Annotated in this window: 12 protein-coding genes and 1 pseudogene; 11 read left to right on the top strand and 2 right to left on the bottom strand. The window is 62.4% G+C overall.

Features of this window, described 5'->3' with window-relative positions:
• Window positions 1–5 precede the first annotated feature (5 nt).
• Window positions 6–2,801, bottom strand: a complete 2,796-nt coding sequence (locus F8K16_RS00225; RefSeq protein WP_294945306.1) for a molybdopterin-dependent oxidoreductase — start codon at window positions 2,799–2,801, stop codon at window positions 6–8.
• A 192-nt stretch (window positions 2,802–2,993) separates the two neighbouring features.
• Here F8K16_RS00225 and F8K16_RS00220 point away from each other — a divergent pair, with 192 nt between their 5' ends.
• From F8K16_RS00220 to F8K16_RS00170, 11 genes and pseudogenes are all read left to right on the top strand, one after another.
• On the top strand, window positions 2,994–3,950 hold the full coding sequence (locus F8K16_RS00220; protein WP_294945303.1) for a LysR family transcriptional regulator: 957 nt from the start codon (window positions 2,994–2,996) through the stop codon (window positions 3,948–3,950).
• A gap of 173 nt (window positions 3,951–4,123) precedes the next feature.
• Window positions 4,124–5,524 (top strand): ribulose-bisphosphate carboxylase, encoded by a 1,401-nt coding sequence (locus F8K16_RS00215; RefSeq protein WP_294945347.1) that lies wholly within the window; start codon window positions 4,124–4,126, stop codon window positions 5,522–5,524.
• A 345-nt stretch (window positions 5,525–5,869) separates the two neighbouring features.
• Complete coding sequence (locus F8K16_RS00210) at window positions 5,870–6,679, top strand: CbbQ/NirQ/NorQ/GpvN family protein (RefSeq protein ID WP_294945300.1); 810 nt, start codon at window positions 5,870–5,872, stop codon at window positions 6,677–6,679.
• 14 nt (window positions 6,680–6,693) lie between these two features.
• Window positions 6,694–8,934, top strand: coding sequence for a VWA domain-containing protein (locus F8K16_RS00205; RefSeq protein ID WP_294945298.1), 2,241 nt, complete (start codon window positions 6,694–6,696; stop codon window positions 8,932–8,934).
• A gap of 248 nt (window positions 8,935–9,182) precedes the next feature.
• Window positions 9,183–10,604 carry a form I ribulose bisphosphate carboxylase large subunit gene (locus tag F8K16_RS00200; RefSeq protein WP_294945296.1) on the top strand — a complete coding sequence of 474 codons (1,422 nt, stop codon included), beginning with the start codon at window positions 9,183–9,185 and terminating at the stop codon, window positions 10,602–10,604.
• 44 nt (window positions 10,605–10,648) lie between these two features.
• Window positions 10,649–10,993 (top strand): annotated as a pseudogene (locus F8K16_RS00195) (ribulose bisphosphate carboxylase small subunit); the annotation flags it as partial.
• 212 nt (window positions 10,994–11,205) lie between these two features.
• Window positions 11,206–12,015, top strand: a complete 810-nt coding sequence (locus F8K16_RS00190; RefSeq protein WP_294945294.1) for a CbbQ/NirQ/NorQ/GpvN family protein — start codon at window positions 11,206–11,208, stop codon at window positions 12,013–12,015.
• A 72-nt stretch (window positions 12,016–12,087) separates the two neighbouring features.
• A complete protein-coding gene (locus tag F8K16_RS00185) occupies window positions 12,088–14,415 on the top strand; it encodes a VWA domain-containing protein (RefSeq protein ID WP_294945291.1) in 2,328 nt (775 codons plus the stop codon).
• A 10-nt stretch (window positions 14,416–14,425) separates the two neighbouring features.
• Window positions 14,426–14,740, top strand: a complete 315-nt coding sequence (locus F8K16_RS00180) for a hypothetical protein (protein WP_294945289.1) — start codon at window positions 14,426–14,428, stop codon at window positions 14,738–14,740.
• Between the two features lie 42 nt (window positions 14,741–14,782).
• Window positions 14,783–15,424: a carbonic anhydrase gene (locus F8K16_RS00175; RefSeq protein WP_294945287.1), complete on the top strand. Its 642-nt coding sequence runs from the start codon at window positions 14,783–14,785 to the stop codon at window positions 15,422–15,424.
• Window positions 15,425–15,500: 76 nt separating this feature from the next.
• Window positions 15,501–15,764, top strand: a complete 264-nt coding sequence (locus F8K16_RS00170) for a hypothetical protein (protein WP_294945285.1) — start codon at window positions 15,501–15,503, stop codon at window positions 15,762–15,764.
• Window positions 15,765–16,066: 302 nt separating this feature from the next.
• On the opposite strand, the gene F8K16_RS00165 is transcribed toward F8K16_RS00170, so the two are convergent.
• A partial coding sequence (locus tag F8K16_RS00165) for a zinc-dependent peptidase (protein ID WP_294945345.1) occupies window positions 16,067–16,168 on the bottom strand: 102 nt, incomplete at its 5' end.

Below are 16,168 nucleotides of genomic sequence, written 5' to 3'. Positions count from 1 at the left end.
GCTCCTTATACCTTTTCTACCGTGACGGTGAACTCCTGCGAGCGGAAGCCGCCCACCACCGGGTCGATCTTGTAGCCGATGACCCGGTTGATGGCGGCGCCAAATCCTGCCGCACGGGTCATGGCCGGGTTCTCGGCGCCGAAGGAGGAGTACATGAACAGGGTCTCCGGCTGCACGTGGCGGGTGACATAGGCGGTGCCTTCCACCTGAAGGTCGCGGTTTTCGTTGTTGGTCAGGCGGATGCGGTCGCCGTTTTTCACACCCAGCTTCGCCGCCCGGTCGGGGTGGATCCAGATGCCGGTGTAGATGTCCTCCTTGAAGCGGTTGATGGCGAACAGTACCGGGTTGTTGGCGTTGGTAGAGCCGTGGGAGACTGTCGGTGACTTGCCATAGGTGAAGAAGAACTCGTTGTCCTTCAGCCGGCGGGTCATCTGCCTGTTGCCCTCCACGCCCGCCGGGAACCATTTGGCCAGCACATGGAAGTTGTCGGCGCGGGTGCGGCCCTTGACGCGCATGCCGTCATACAGGGTGGAGAAGAATTCCAGTCGACCGGTGCCGGTGGGCACGGGCATCTTCTCCGGCATGGCGGCCTCTTCCAGCAGCTCGTCCATGGTCTTGAAGTAGATGACGCCTTTTTTGCGCAGCTCGGCCTCCAGTTGCTCGGCACTCATGCCGTGTTTTTCGGCGGTCTTTTCAAGGCTCAGCTTGCGGTAGGCCTCGTGCCAAGGGGCGTGGCTGCCCGCCTTGACCATTTCGTCGTGGTACTGCCATGCCTTTTCTGCATCCAGTCCCACCAGTTTTTCCACCGTGTCGATAAAGCGCTTCACACCGGCCTGCCCGTTGAGGATCTCGCTCATCTTCACCAGAATGTCCGAAACCTCCATGGTGTCATAGAGCGGGTCGATGGCGCGGAAGCGGGTGGTGACGCCCAGGTCCTGGTTGACGCCATTGCCGTAGGTGGCCGGCTCGTCCCGCTCCAGATAGGTGGAGTTGGGCAGGATGACATCGGCATAGGCGCAGGTGTCGGAGGGCAGCACGTCAATGGCGATGACCAGATCGACGTTCTCATGGCTCAGCAGATCTTTCCAGCGCTTGTCGGAAAAGTAGTGGTGCACCGGATTGGCGCCATTGATCAGGAATGCTTTGGCCAGGTATTTGCGGCCGTTGTATTCCAGCTCGCCGCGCACGGCTTCGGGCAGGCCCACGTCAGTCATCACCGGCAGGCTGACCCAGTCGTCGTTGCCCTTTTCACGCTGCATGGCGCTGTAGGCGAAGCCCCGGTCGGGCATGCCGTGGGAGAAGTTTTTCGGATTGCCGAATACGTCCGCCACCATTTTGGCGAAAGGCATGCCGCCGATTTCGGCCAGGGGATGTTTGATTTCTTCGCCCTTGGCCCGCTTCTCATACATCTTCATGATCTTTTCGCGCACTTCAGCACCATTGACCCAGCCGCCCTTGCGGTCGATGCCGCCGATGAGCGTCTGCAGCATGGCCTGCACGCGGCGTAGCATCTGGATGTTGTTGTAGCGGGCCCCCATCCAGCCCGGATCGATGATGGCCGGCTTGATGTGGCTGAATTCCCAGGCAATGCGCTCAATGTCTTTGGCCGGAATCCCGGTGGACTTTTCCGCCCACTCCGGGGTGCAGAAGTCGATCTCCTCCAGCTGTGCTTCGAAAACGGTCTTGGCGGGCCTGCCGTTGTGGGTCACGCCCTCGGGCAGGCGCAGCGCCGGGTCGATACGGTTGCCGTGAATGTCCTCATCATTGCGGTTGTGGAACGCCTTGACCGGGGTGATCTGACCACGGATGGCGTCATAGACCAGCCCGTTGCCGTCAGCGTCCCTGACCAGCTGCCACTCGTCATTGGCATCCTTCTCGATCAGGAAGGGGAGGTTGGTGTGCTTCTTGCAGAAGTCGGCGTCATACCAGTCATTGGCCATGATGGTACGCATCATGGCGGTGGCGAAATCCAGATCGGTGCCGGGGCGGATGCGCACCCACTCGTCCGCCTTGGCGGCGGTCTCAGACAGGCGCGGGTCCAGCACCACGATCTTGGCGCCACGCTGCTTGGCCTCGCTGGCGCGCACCACCCGCGGGGTGGAGACGGCGCCCATGGAGCCGTTGTTGGCGATATACATGATGTACTTGGCGTTGTCGAAATCCGGCAGTACTTCATCGTGGATGTTGAAGTTGCCGGTCACCGAGTCGGTGCCCAGGTGACCTGTGGTGACGCAGTGCTGCATGGGAGAGGCGACGATATTGGGGATTTCGTTGCTGAGCACGAAGGGGACAGACCAGTTCATGTAGTAGACGCAGTTGGTCCACCCGCCCACGACGGTCCACTCCCATGGCTTGATGCCTTTGGCTTTTTTGGCGATATAGTCCCATGCCTCTTTCCAGGTGGCCTGGCGGAATTTCCACTCACCTCGCCTGCTGCCTTCCACACGAATCAGGGGCGTCTTGATGCGGTCGGGGTCGTAGGTCTGGAACACGCCGGACTGGCCGCGGGCGCAGGCGCGGCCCCGGTTGAGGGTGGAGTAGGGGTTGCCCTCCAGCTTGACGATGCGGGTGTGTTCACCGTCGGTCAGGGTGCGCACCTGAATGTTGCACAGGGAGGAGCAGAAGTTGCAGATGGTGTAGTGGAACGCCTCTTTCATCTTGTCCCGGGCGCTGTCGGCGAAGTCCAGATCCTGCCAGCGGGGCAGGTGTGCCTTTGCCGCACCGCTGGCGGCGGCCGCGGCCGTGGCGGCGCTGGCTTTGAGGAAGGTGCGCCGTGTCAGTTTGGGAAAGTGCCAGGCCATGTTGCCTCCTCTTGTAATTGCATGGGGTTTTTCATTTTAGGAAGGCGTGTAGTGGGGGATAATCACATGTTCAAATCATGGTTAATAAGGTGGAGTCATGACTTTATGGGCTGTGATAAAACCCTTCGATTGCAGGGGTGACTTACAATATCCCTTCTGAACTGAACGACATAATGAAAAAAGGAGAACCTGGTGCCCTATCGCGCTGATCATCTGGTTCGACACGCTACGCTCAGACAATTGCAGGTGTTTGTGGCCATCGCCCGGGAAGGCAGCTTTTCCAAGGCGGCAGAGCGGCTCCACCTGACCCAGCCGACCGTATCCATGCAGGTCAAGAAACTGTCCGAGGCGGTGGGTGAGCCGCTGTTCGAGCAGATCGGCCGCAAGGTCTATCTGACCGAGGTAGGTCGCATCATGCTGGAGACGGCGGAGGTGATTCTCAGTCAGCTGGCGCTGGCGGAGGAGCGGGTCAATGAGCTGCGCGGCGTGGCAGGCGGCACGGTGCGCATCGCCGTGGTAAGCACGGCCCAGTATTTCGTCCCGGAAGTCATCCATGCCTTTCTGAGCGAATACCCCGCCGTCAATGTGGTGATGGAGGTGGGCAACCGCGAGGCGCTGCTGGCGCGCATCGCCGCCAACAAGGATGACTTCTACATCCTCGGCCAGCCGCCGGAAGGCCTTCGGGTGGAGAGCGAGCTGCTGGCCAACAACCCTCTGGCGGTGGTGGCCCACCGTGATCATCCGCTGGCGCAGGAGAAGAGGCGTATTCCCCTGCAGGCGCTGGCGGAGGCGCCGTTTCTCATGCGCGAGCAGGGTTCCGGAATCCGGAAGCAGGTGGAGCGGGTCTTCCGCGAGCGCGGCTTCGAGCCCAACATCAAGATGGTGCTGGGCGGCAACGAGGCCATCCGTCTCGGGCTGCGGGAGAATCTGGGGGTGAGCGTGGCCTCCCTGCCCACGCTGATGGATGAGATCGAATCGGGCGAGATCGTGGTGCTGGATGTGGAGGGCTTTCCCCTGATGCGCCACTGGTATCTGGCCTGGCCGGAGGGCAAGGCGCTGTCACTGGCCAGCCGCCTGCTGATCGAGCGCATGAAGCAGGGCGCGGCGGAACTGGACGCTCAGATCGGCCAGCTGCTGGATCGGGATTGATACGCATCTATCAATGCGGTTTCAGGCATTGTTGCCCGTTGAACATATAGATGGGGGGCGAAAAGACGCATAATTTATATTGATTTGTCCTGTCGGAGTGCCCCCGCCTACAATCCTTCTCGACGCACCTTGTGTGCCTTTCACAAAAACAGAGAAGGAGTGCCATCATGGCTCTGGACCAATCCAACCGTTACGCTAACCTGGACCTGAAAGAAGAAGATCTGATCAAGGGCGGCCGCCACCTGCTGGTAGCCTACCGTCTGAAGCCGGCCGAAGGCTATGGCTTCCTGGAAGTGGCCGCTCACGTGGCTGCCGAGTCCTCCACCGGCACCAACGTTGAGGTGTCCACCACTGACGACTTCACCAAGGGCGTGGACGCCATTGTCTATGAGATCGACGAGACCGCCTTCGGTGACAAGGGCGGCCTGATGAAGATCGCCTACCCGGTCGAGCTGTTCGATCCCAATCTGACTGACGGCCACTACAACGTTTCCCACATGTGGTCTCTGATCCTGGGCAACAACCAGGGCATGGGCGATCACGTGGGCCTGCGCATGCTGGACTTCCTGGTACCGGAAGTGATGATCAAGAAGTTCGACGGCCCCAGCACCAACATCGTGGACCTGTGGAAGGTTCTGGGTCGTCCCGAGAAGGATGGCGGCTACATCGCCGGCACCATCATCAAGCCCAAGCTGGGCCTGCGCCCCGAGCCGTTTGCCGAGGCGTGCTACCAGTTCTGGCTGGGCGGCGACTTCATCAAGAACGACGAGCCGCAGGCCAACCAGCCCTTCTGTCCCATGGAAGAGGTCATTCCGAAGGTGGCCGAGGCCATGGACCGTGCCCAGCAGGAGACCGGCGAGGCCAAGCTGTTCTCCGCCAACATCACCGCGGACTATTACAAGGAAATGATTCACCGCGGCGAGTACATCCTGGAGCAGTTCGCCAAGTACGGCAACGAGAAGCATGTTGCCTTCCTGGTGGACGGCTTCGTCACCGGTCCGCACGGTGTGACCACTGCACGTCGTGAGTTCCCGGACGTGTTCCTGCACTTCCACCGCGCAGGTCACGGCGCCATCACCTCCTACAAGTCTCCCATGGGCATGGATCCCATCTGCTACATGAAGCTGGCCCGCCTGATGGGTGCTTCCGGCATCCACACCGGCACCATGGGCTACGGCAAGATGGAAGGTCACAAGGACGAGCGCGTACTGGCCTACATGCTGGAGCGTGACGAGTGCCAGGGCCCCTACTTCTACCAGAAGTGGTACGGCATGAAGGCGACCACGCCGATCATCTCCGGCGGCATGAACGCGCTGCGCCTGCCCGGCTTCTTCGAGAACCTGGGCCACGCCAACGTGATCAACACCTGCGGTGGCGGTTCCTTCGGCCACATCGACAGCCCGGCGGCCGGCGGCATCTCCCTGAAGCAGGCCTACGAGTGCTGGAAGAACGGCGAAGACCCCATCGAGTTCGCCAAGACGCACAAGGAATTCGCCCGTGCGTTCGAGTCCTTCCCGTGGGATGCAGACCGCCTGTATCCGGGTTGGCGCGAGAAGCTGGGCGTTCACAAGTAATTCCTTGTGACGCTGCAACCCCGGCCCCGTGCCGGGGTTTTCGGCATGCCATTCCTGACTGAAACACTCGGGAATGATTATGCCGTGCTACATGCCAGGCCATCCATCTGCGCAGCGATTTGCGGAGTCATGCTTAGTGGCTGTTGGCGTCAGGGCCGGAAACTGCGTGGCGCATGTCTGACCGAAGGGAGTTTGTGCCACGCCCGGCCCAAGCCTTACAGCCACTGGATGACACAGCCATGAGCGAGCGGAAGGATGGCCTGCCAATGGCATACGGCCTGATCGACAGGATTGAGACGCATGCACGCCATGCGTGTCTGTCCTGACTCATTCTGGAGAAACCCCATGAGCTTTGACATCAATCAGTACAAGATCGAACAGGAACCCTTCTATCAGCCGGTAGGCAATGAGGTGGAACGCTATGAGGCGGCCTACGCCGCCCGCCTGCCGGTGATGGTCAAGGGGCCGACCGGCTGCGGCAAGTCCCGCTTCGTGGAACACATGGCCTGGAAGCTGGGCAAGCCGCTGATCACCGTCTCCTGTAACGAGGACATTACCGCCGCCGATCTGGTGGGCCGCTTTCTGCTGGACGCAGAGGGCACCCGCTGGGTGGACGGCCCGCTGACGCTGGCGGCCCGTTATGGCGCCATCTGCTATCTGGACGAGATCGTCGAAGCGCGCCAGGACACCATGGTGGTGATCCATGCGCTCACCGACCACCGCCGCGAACTGCCGCTGGACAAGAAGGGCGAGGTGGTCAAGGCCCATCCGGACTTCCAGCTGGTGATCTCCTACAACCCCGGCTACCAGAGCGTGATGAAGGATCTGAAGCAGTCCACCAAGCAGCGCTTCACCGCCATGAACTTCGACTACGCCGCGCCGGAGCTGGAAACCCGGGTGGTGGCGCGCGAGACCGGCATCGCGCCGTCGCTGGCGGAGAAGCTGGTGGAGATCGCCAACGCGGCGCGCAAGATGAAGGGGCATGGTCTGGACGAGGGCATCTCCACCCGTCTGGTGGTCTATGCCGGCACGCTCATCCGGCATGGCATGACGCCGGCGGAGGCGGCCGAGATGGCCATGGTGACCCCCATCACCGATGACGAGGAGGTGCGCGAGAGCCTGCTGCACACCATCGAGCTGGTGCTGGGTGAGTAAGTCCGGACGCTGCCATGAGTGATGTGACCTTCAAGTGCGGCTTCGAGCAGGCGCAGGCGCTGTGGCCGGACGCGCTGGCGGCGGTGCAGGCGGTGGCCGCCTCGCCCGATGCCGGCGCGCGGCTGGCCGACCGGGCCGGCTTCGTCTGCCGCATGGGGCTGGGGGCCGAGCCGGTGCTGGCCTATCTGGACGTGATACCGGAGGTGGTGCGCCACTTCGGCGACGACATGATCGAGGCGGTGGCCAGCTATGCCTACAAGCTGGGGCGCAGCCCCAACAAGAAGGCGGTGGTGCCGTTTCTGCAGTCGCTGCTGGCGGTGTGCGAGCGCATCGGCAGTCGTGACGGGCTGAGCCGCTATCTGGAACTGCTGGATGACTTCATCGCCCGCACCGAGACGGTCATCCACGGCCATCACTCCATGTATCCCAGCCCCGGTCTGGTGCCGCTGCTGGAGCACATGCCGCGCCTTCTGGCCTTTCTCAGTCTGGAAGGGGTGGCCGGGTTCATCGACTACGGCGTGCGCGCTTACCGCAACCGCCCGGATGAGCAGGCGGCCTACTTCGCGCTGGAGACCACCGATGCGCAGGCCATGCTCAAGCGCCAGCGCAGCGGGGTGCTCTTTGCCGACATGCAGCGGCAGCTGGAAGTGCTGCGTTCCGGCCTGTGGGGCTGCGACCTGCCGCTGCAGCCGTTCGTGGTGGATCCGGAGATCCTCTACAGGCAGCCGCCGGTGCTGGATCTGGACGAGGAAACCATCGCTCTGCCGGACATCTGTGACACCGCCTGCGGCATTTCGGCCCAGGGAGTCTATCGCGCCATGCTGGCCCACATGATGGCCCACTACCGCTGGTCGGGCCGGCTGATGGGCGACAACTTCGCCCCGCACATGCGCGTGTTCATCGAGGTGTTCGAGGATGCCAGGGTGGATCGGCTGGCCATGGCCCGCTTCCCCGGGTTGAAACGCTATTTTCTCGCCCTGCATCCGGTGCCGCCGGTGGGGGCCTGCAACGAGGCGGAGCAGTCCTGCCTGCGTTACCGGGCGGTGCGCCTCTCCCGCGCGCTCATCGATCCGGACTTCGATCCGCAGGATGAGGTGATCGAGGCGTTCCGTCAGCGCTTCGAGCAGGTGCTGGCCGAGAAGGGCGAGGCCTCCTCCATCGACGACATGCGCCAGCTGGGGCTGTCCTTCTATGTGAAGACCCGCACCCATGCCGACAGCCTGCCTGACGTGTTCCACGAACAGACCCAGCCGCTCTATCGGGACGACAACCGCTGCCTGTGGATCTTCATCGACGAGAGCGATGAGGGCGAGATCATGGACGAGCCGGTGGAGCGGGAACCGGAATCACCGGAGCAGGGGCTGCCGCCGCACTATTACGACGAGTGGGACTATGGGCTGCACGACTACCGTCCCGCCTGGGTGACGCTGTTCGAGCGGGTGCATCCGCAGGCCAGCCCGGCCAAGATCGACGCCATGCTGGAGCGTCACGCGCCGCTGGTCAAGAAGCTCAAGCGGCTGGTGGAGATGGTCAAGCCGCAGGACAAACGCCGGGTGCGCTATCAGGAGGAGGGCTCGGAGCTGGATCTGGACATCGCCCTGCGCGCCATGATCGACATTCGCGCCGGCCTCAACCCCGATCCGCGCATCCTGTACGACACGGTCACCGACAACCGCTCCATGGCCGTGCTGCTGCTGGTGGATCTGTCCGAGTCCCTCAACCAGACCATCGGGAACACCTCCCGCACCCTGCTGGAACTGCAGGAGGAGGCGCTGGCCATCATGAGCTACACCGTGGAGCTGCTGGGCGACCGTTTCGCCATTGCCGGCTTCCACTCCGACACCCGCCATCGGGTGCTCTACCACCACATCAAGGGGTTCACCGAGCACTGGGGCGACGAGGTCAAGGGGCGACTGTCGGCGCTGGAGGCGGGGCTGTCCACCCGCATGGGGGCGGCCATCCGCCATGCGACCCACTATCTGAGCCATCAGCCGGCGGAGAAGAAGCTGCTGCTGGTGCTCACCGACGGCGAGCCGGCGGACATTGACATGCACGATCCGGAGCATCTGATCCACGACGCCCACATGGCGGTGCAGGAGGCGCACGAGAAGGGCATCTTCAGCCACTGCGTCAACATCGACCCCAACGGGGATGCCTACGTGAAGCAGATCTTCGGCAGTCACTACACCATCATCGATCATCCGGAGCGGCTGCCGGAGAAGCTGCCGGACGTGTTCCTGCGCATTACCCGCTGAGAGAGGTCTGGAGACGGGGTCTCCCCCATTTTTGCAAGGCCGGCGTCAAGCCGGCTTTTTTGTGTCCGGAAAATAACCGTATTATTATGTGATTTTTATCTAAAATCACTAATGCATAGTCGTATGTCTATGCATAGACAAAGATATTTCAATTTTACTTTGCGGATAGCCTATCGATAATGGTGCCTGCAGACGCGATGAACTTCAGCGCGTATTGAATTCAAACCACTCGATCAGGAGGCTATCAAATGAGTCGAGCTAAGTACGAAGCCGGTGTAAAGGACTACGCCGAGTCCTATTGGCAGCCGGACTACACGCCCAAGGAAACCGACGTTCTGGCGGTGTTCAAGGTTATTCCGCAGCCGGGCGTTCCCCGTGAAGAGGCCGCCGCTGCCGTTGCAGCCGAGTCTTCCACCGGTACCTGGACCACCGTCTGGACGGACCTGCTGACCGACATCGAATACTACCGTGGCCGCGCCTACGCCATTGAGGACGTGCCGGGCAACGACGAAGCCTTCTACGCTTTCGTCGCCTATCCGATGGATCTGTTCGAAGAAGGTTCTGTTGTTAACGTCTTCACTTCTCTGGTCGGTAACGTATTCGGCTTCAAGGCGGTACGCTCCCTGCGTCTGGAAGACGTGCGCTTCCCCATGTGGTTCGTGATGAGCTGCTATGGTCCGCCGCACGGCATTCAGGTTGAGCGTGACAAGATGGACAAGTACGGCCGTCCGATGCTGGGCTGTACCATCAAGCCCAAGCTGGGTCTGTCCGCCAAGAACTACGGTCGTGCCGTTTACGAGGTGCTGCGTGGCGGTCTGGACTTCACCAAGGACGACGAGAACGTCAATTCTCAGCCGTTCATGCGCTGGCGTGACCGCTTCCTGTTCGTGGAGGAGGGTCGTCGCAAGGCCGAGGCCGAAACCGGCGAGCGCAAGGGTCACTACCTGAACGTGACCGCGCCCACCGTGGAAGAGATGTTCAAGCGTGCCGAGTTCGCCAAGGAGATCGGCGCTCCGATCATCATGTCCGACTACCTGACACTGGGCTGGGCGGCGCACAACTCCCTGTCCAAGTGGTGCCGCGACAACGGCGTGCTGCTGCACGTACACCGCGCCATGCACGCGGTCATCGACCGTAACCCGAACCACGGCATCAACTTCCGCGTGCTGGCCAAGCTGCTGCGTCTGCTGGGTGGTGACCACCTGCACTCCGGCACCGTTGTGGGCAAGCTGGAAGGCGACCGCGAGGCCACACTGGGCTGGATCGACCTGATGCGCGAGCGCTTCGTCAAGGAAGACCGTTCCCGCGGCATCTTCTTCGATCAGGACTGGGGTCCGATGCCCGGCGTCTTCCCGGTGGCATCCGGCGGTATCCACGTCTGGCACATGCCGGCGCTGGTGGACATCTTCGGCGACGACTCCGTACTGCAGTTCGGTGGCGGTACCCTGGGTCACCCGTGGGGCAACGCAGCCGGTGCGGCCGCCAACCGTGTGGCGCTGGAAGCCTGTGTACAGGCGCGCAACGAAGGTCGCGACCTGCTGAAGGAAGGCAAGGACATTCTGACCGCTGCCGCCAAGCACAGCCCCGAGCTGAAGATCGCCATGGAAACATGGAAAGAGATCAAGTTCGAGTTCGATACGGTTGACAAGCTGGATACCCAGCACCGTTGATCCCCGAACCGAACCCTTGACAGACATTTAGAAGGAGAATCGCCATGAGCGAAATGATGGATTATTCAAGCCGTATCGAAGATCCGGCAAGCCGCAAGTTCGAGACCTTCTCCTACCTGCCGGAGATGACCGAGGAGCAGGCCAAGAAGCAGATCCAGTACATCATCGACCAGGGCTGGGACCCGGCGATCGAGCACTGCGAGCCTGAGTTCAGCCGTCTGCACTACTGGTACATGTGGAAGCTGCCCATGTTCGGTGAGACCGACGTGGACACCGTGTGGAACGAGCTGCTGGCGTGCCACAAGGCGAACCCCAACCACCACGTTCGCCTGATCGGCTACAACAAGTACAAGCAGTCTCAGGGTCTGAGCTTCGTGGTCTTCCGTGGCCCGGTGCCGACCGGAAACTCCACCAACGTGTGGATGCACCTGAAGAACCATGGTCCGGACTGGGTCATGAACTGATCACTCGGCATCCGTTCTCCGTCTTCGGGCGGAGAGCGGGTCCAGGTGAGCGTAGCGTTCCCCCGCCTGCGCGGGGGCGTTTTCAAAGCGGGTCGAGCGGCCCGTTCTGAAAACGAATCCAACAGGGAGGCCGTGCCATGAGCCAGTATGACGTGGAACAGTACAAGATCAAGCAGGAACCCTACTACCAGCCCGTCGCCGACGAGGTGGAGCTGTTCGAGGCTGCCTATTCGGTGCGCATGCCCATGATGCTCAAGGGGCCCACCGGCTGCGGCAAGTCCCGCTTCGTGGAGTACATGGCCTGGAAGCTGGGCAAGCCGCTGATCACCGTGGCCTGTAACGAGGACATCACCGCCTCCGATCTGGTGGGCCGCTTCCTGCTGGACAAGGACGGCACCCGCTGGCAGGACGGGCCGCTGACCATCGCCGCGCGCATCGGTGCCATCTGCTATCTGGACGAGATCGTCGAAGCCCGTCAGGACACCATGGTGGTCATCCACCCGCTGACCGACCACCGCCGTCAGCTGCCGCTGGACAAGAAGGGCGAGATCATCGAGGCCCATCCGGACTTCCAGCTGGTGATTTCCTACAACCCCGGCTACCAGTCCATGATGAAGGATCTGAAGCAGTCCACCAAGCAGCGCTTCGGCGCGCTGGACTTCGACTATCCGGCCGAGGATGTGGAAGCGGAGATCGTGGCGAAGGAGTCCGGCGTGGATCTGGAGACTGCGCGCAAACTGGTCAAGATCGCCGAGCGCAGCCGCAATCTGAAGGGGCACGGTCTGGATGAGGGCATGTCCACCCGTCTGCTCACCTACGCCGGCAAGATGATCGCCCAGGGCATCGACCCCATTGCGGCCTGTCATCTGGCGCTGGTGCGTCCGCTGACCGACGACCCGGACATTCGCGATACCCTCGACGCCACCGTGGCCACATTCTTCCAGTAAGGGCAGACGCGAGCTGGCGAACGCATGCTTCAGGCCGCGTCATGCGGCCTGTTTTGAATAAGGGGGTGAACAATGAACGTGGTGCTGGACGAATACCGTGAAAGCCTGGAGCAGTGCGCCCCGGAGCTGAAGGATACGCTGGACGCCATCATCCATGAGGCGGCACGGGTCATGTCGCCGCAGGCGCTGGACGACTACCTCAAGGCGGCGGTCGGTTTCTGCAATCTGGGTCGTGGCAAGGAGCTGCCGCTGACCTGGCTGGAAGAGATGCCGCAGGTGGTCAAGGAGTGCGGGGACGACATCGTGCGCGATGTGGCCGCCGCCACCATGAAGCTGGCGTCCATGACATCCGGCGCCGTGCTGGCGCTGCTGCTGGGCACCCTGCCCACGGCGGCGCGTCGTCTGGGTGACCCGGAGCTGATGCGCGGCTATCTGGCGCTGATTCACCGCACCGCCTCCAATGCCCCGCGCGGGCTGCGTTCCATGCTGGAGCACATCGATGAGCTGCTCTCCAAACTGACGCTCTCCGGCCTTCGCCAGTGGGTGGACTTCGGTGCCGATGCCTACCGCAACAACCTGTCCGGACAGGTGAAGTATTTTGCGCTGGAGACGGAAGACGCCCAGTCCATGCTGCAGAAGGTGCGCAAGGGCACCCTGTTCGTGGACACCCAGCGCAAGCTCAATTTCTACCTGCGCGCCCTGTGGGGGCGGGACTTCTTCCTGCGCCCCACGGCGGCCGATCACGAGGGCTTCCGCCCGTACATCACTGAACGGGTGATGCATGTGCCGGACGCGGTGGACGACATCGGTGAGGTGAGCGGGCTGGATGTCTACCGCGGCATGGCGGCCCACATGGCGGCGCACATGATGTACACCTCGGGTCCGCAGGAGGGCGCTTCCGCCCTGACGCCGGCGCAGAAGTGGTTTATCGCCTTTGCCGAGGACGCGCGGGTGGAATGGTGCGCCCTGCGGGATTTCCCGGGGCTGTGCGCCATCTGGGGCGGCATGATGCCCCGCGAACCGGCGGACAGCTACGAGCACCGCACCATGCGCACGCTTGAGGAGCTGGCGCTGGCACTGCAGGATGCCGACTACCGCATGGCGGATGAGGAACTGCAGGCGCTGGCCGACCGCTTCCACGCCGAAGTGGCCGGGCGGGCCGAGGATCTGCAGTTCACCTGGCATCTGGGGCTGGACATCTACAATGTGCTGGCGGCGCGCAAGGATGTGCCCTCACTGCGCATTCTGGAAAAACTCAACATCCCCTACCGGGACGACAACCGCTTCGTCTGGGAGACCGACCCCATCAACTGGGAGGATCCGGACGCCTATGTCCCGGGCTCTCAGCGGCAGGTGCGCAAGAAGATGTCGCCGGTGGACATGGCCTTCGAGGTGGATGTGGAGAACGCCGGTGACGATGCGCAGGAGGTGTGGATCTGCGAGACCGAGTTCTACGACGACGACGGCATCACCTTCAACGAGAAAATGGGGCGCGAGCCCATCTCCGATCCGTTCCACTATGACGAGTGGGACTACCATGTGCAGCTCTACCGCCCCGACTGGGCCACGGTGTATGAGAAGCGCCAGCCCAAGGGGGATCCGGAGACCATCGACGCCATTCTGACGGAGCACAAGGGCATCTCCCACCGCATCCGGCAGATCATCGACAAGCTGCGTCCGCAGGGCGTGGTGCGCGAGCGCAAGCTGGAGGATGGCGAGGAGATCGACATCAACGCGGCCATCGACGCCATGATCGACATCCGCATGGGCCGTCAGCCGGATCCGCGCATCACCTACCGCAATGTCATCAACCGGCGCGATCTGGCCATCGTGGTGCTGCTGGATCTGTCCGAGTCCACCAATGACAAGATCGGCGACTCGGACAAGACGGTGCTGGACCTGACCCGCGAGGCCTGCGCGCTGGTAGCCCGCGCCATCGAAGGGGTAGGGGACGCCTTCGCCATCCACGGCTTCAACTCCAACGGGCGGCACGAGGTGTGGTACTACCCCTTCAAGCACTTCGACCAGCCCATGGACGACGAGGCCAAGGCGCGGCTGGCGGGCATGCAGGGCGGGCTGTCCACCCGCATGGGCGCAGCCATGCGTCACGCCGGGCACCACCTGCTCAACCGCAGCGAAAAGCGCAAGCTGCTGCTGGTGGTCACCGACGGCGAACCGGCGGATATCGACGAGCGCGACCCACAGTATCTGCGCTATGATGCCAAGAAGGCTGTGGAAGAGCTGCATAGGCAGGGCGTGGACACCTACTGCCTGACCCTCGACCCGCTGGCGGACCGCTATGTGAGCCGCATCTTCGGCGCCACCCGCTATACTGTTGTGGACCACGTGGAGCGGCTGCCGGAGAAGCTGCCCATGCTGTTTGCGTCCCTGACCAGCTGATGGAGGTGGCATGAGATTCCAGCAGAAGGCCTATGCCGGTTATGACGACGATCCCCAGTTCGGCATGAGCCAGGAGGCCAAGCTCATCCGTGATGCCTGGGCCTTCGGCCTGTTGCCGGAGGAGGAAAAGTGCGTCGGCTGGACGGCGCCCCAGTTCGAGAAGCTGTGGGAGCAGGTTGACGCCATCTGGGAAAAGGTCAACTTCCGCGTGGCCAACCTGCCGCCCGAAGTGCAGGAAAGATATCTGCGGCTGCAGATGGCGGCACTGGAAAAGGCCCGCGCCGCCGGCTGGGATCCCAACGGCATACTGGAAGACGACGACTGACACGGAGCCACCGCAAGGTGGCTTTTTTATGGGAGTGTGCACATGTGCCAGCAGTGTGACGACCTGAACCACCTGTTTGACAACAACCGCGCGTGGATCGCGCGCATGAACGAAACCGACCCGGACTTCTTCGACAGCCTCACCCGCACCCATGCCCCGGAATATCTGTGGATCGGCTGTTCCGACGCCCGCGTGCCCGCCAACCAGATCGTCGGCCTCAAGCCGGGCGAGGTGTTCGTCCATCGCAACATCGCCAACCTGATCAACTCCTCCGACATGAATGTGCTGACGGTGATCGAATACGCCGTCGAAGTGCTGCAGGTCAAGCACATCATGGTCACCGGCCACTATGGCTGCGGCGGTGTGAAAGCGGCATTGGGTGACGGCTCTCCGGACATGGTGGAACACTGGATCCGTCCCATTCGCAAATACGCCCTGCGGCATCAGGACGAGCTGGCACGGCTGGATGACCAGGCCCGCTGGGACCGGCTGTGTGAAATCAATGTCATCGAGCAGGTGCGCAACCTGTGCCACATCCCCTCCATCCGCAATGCCTGGGCGCGGGGGCAGCGGTTGGAACTGCACGGGCTCATCTATGACATCCGCGACGGTGTGATCAAGAGCCTTGACGTCTCCATCTGCTCCCGCGAGCAGGCCGATCGCTTTCTCACCCGCTGCGACTGACCTCTGCTATCCTTTGCCGCCCGCCAGCCTGTGCTGACGGGTTTTCTTTTCATGTCAGGCCATCGGGAGGTGCTTCATGTGCTTTGCCCTGTTCGCGCTGGTGATCGCCGCGCTCATGTGGCTGCTGTTCGACCGGCTGGACCAGCTGGGACTGGCCGCGCTCAACGGCAGTGACCATGTCATCTACGCCACCGGCTGGCAGATTGTCGCTGAGCTGTGGATGCTGCCGGTGCTGGGTGCGGTGGTCATGCTGCTGGTGGTGTTCATCTACGTCAAATTCTTCGCCGGCGGCAGCAAACCGGCCTGCTGTAGCACCGAAACCCCCGCAGAGGACGCCTGACCCCGGGCTTTTCGCCCGATTTTCCGTCGCACTGAAGTGACATCCTGCAAAAATGGGGGAGACCCCGTCATAACGGCCTGAAACAGGCCGGAAGCCGGTTCACCGGGGTGCGGCTGCGCAGGCAGCTGGCAAAAACAGGGGAGTCCCTGTCCAGAAAGGCCGGAGACACCCCGGCTGAATCTCTCTCCCGGCCGGCTGGCGGCGAAAAAGCCGGATAACCCGTGCTCAGCAGGCTTTTTCACGGCATGCCCGCGTTGCGCAAGTCCGCGGCTGGCAGGCCGTCCTGCAAAAATGGGGGGGCGTCAGAACCGTCGCAGCGGGTCCTGCCGGTAGAACTGCTTCAGCTGCTCATAGACGGCGGGATACGCCGAGTTGAGCGTTCTGGGCGCGGCGAAGAAGTATTC

Source organism: Sulfurivirga sp. (assembly GCF_015490265.1).
Classification (GTDB): domain Bacteria; phylum Pseudomonadota; class Gammaproteobacteria; order Thiomicrospirales; family Thiomicrospiraceae; genus Sulfurivirga.
Note: the sequence above shows the minus strand (reverse complement) of the source record. Positions and strands in the feature narration are given on the sequence as shown.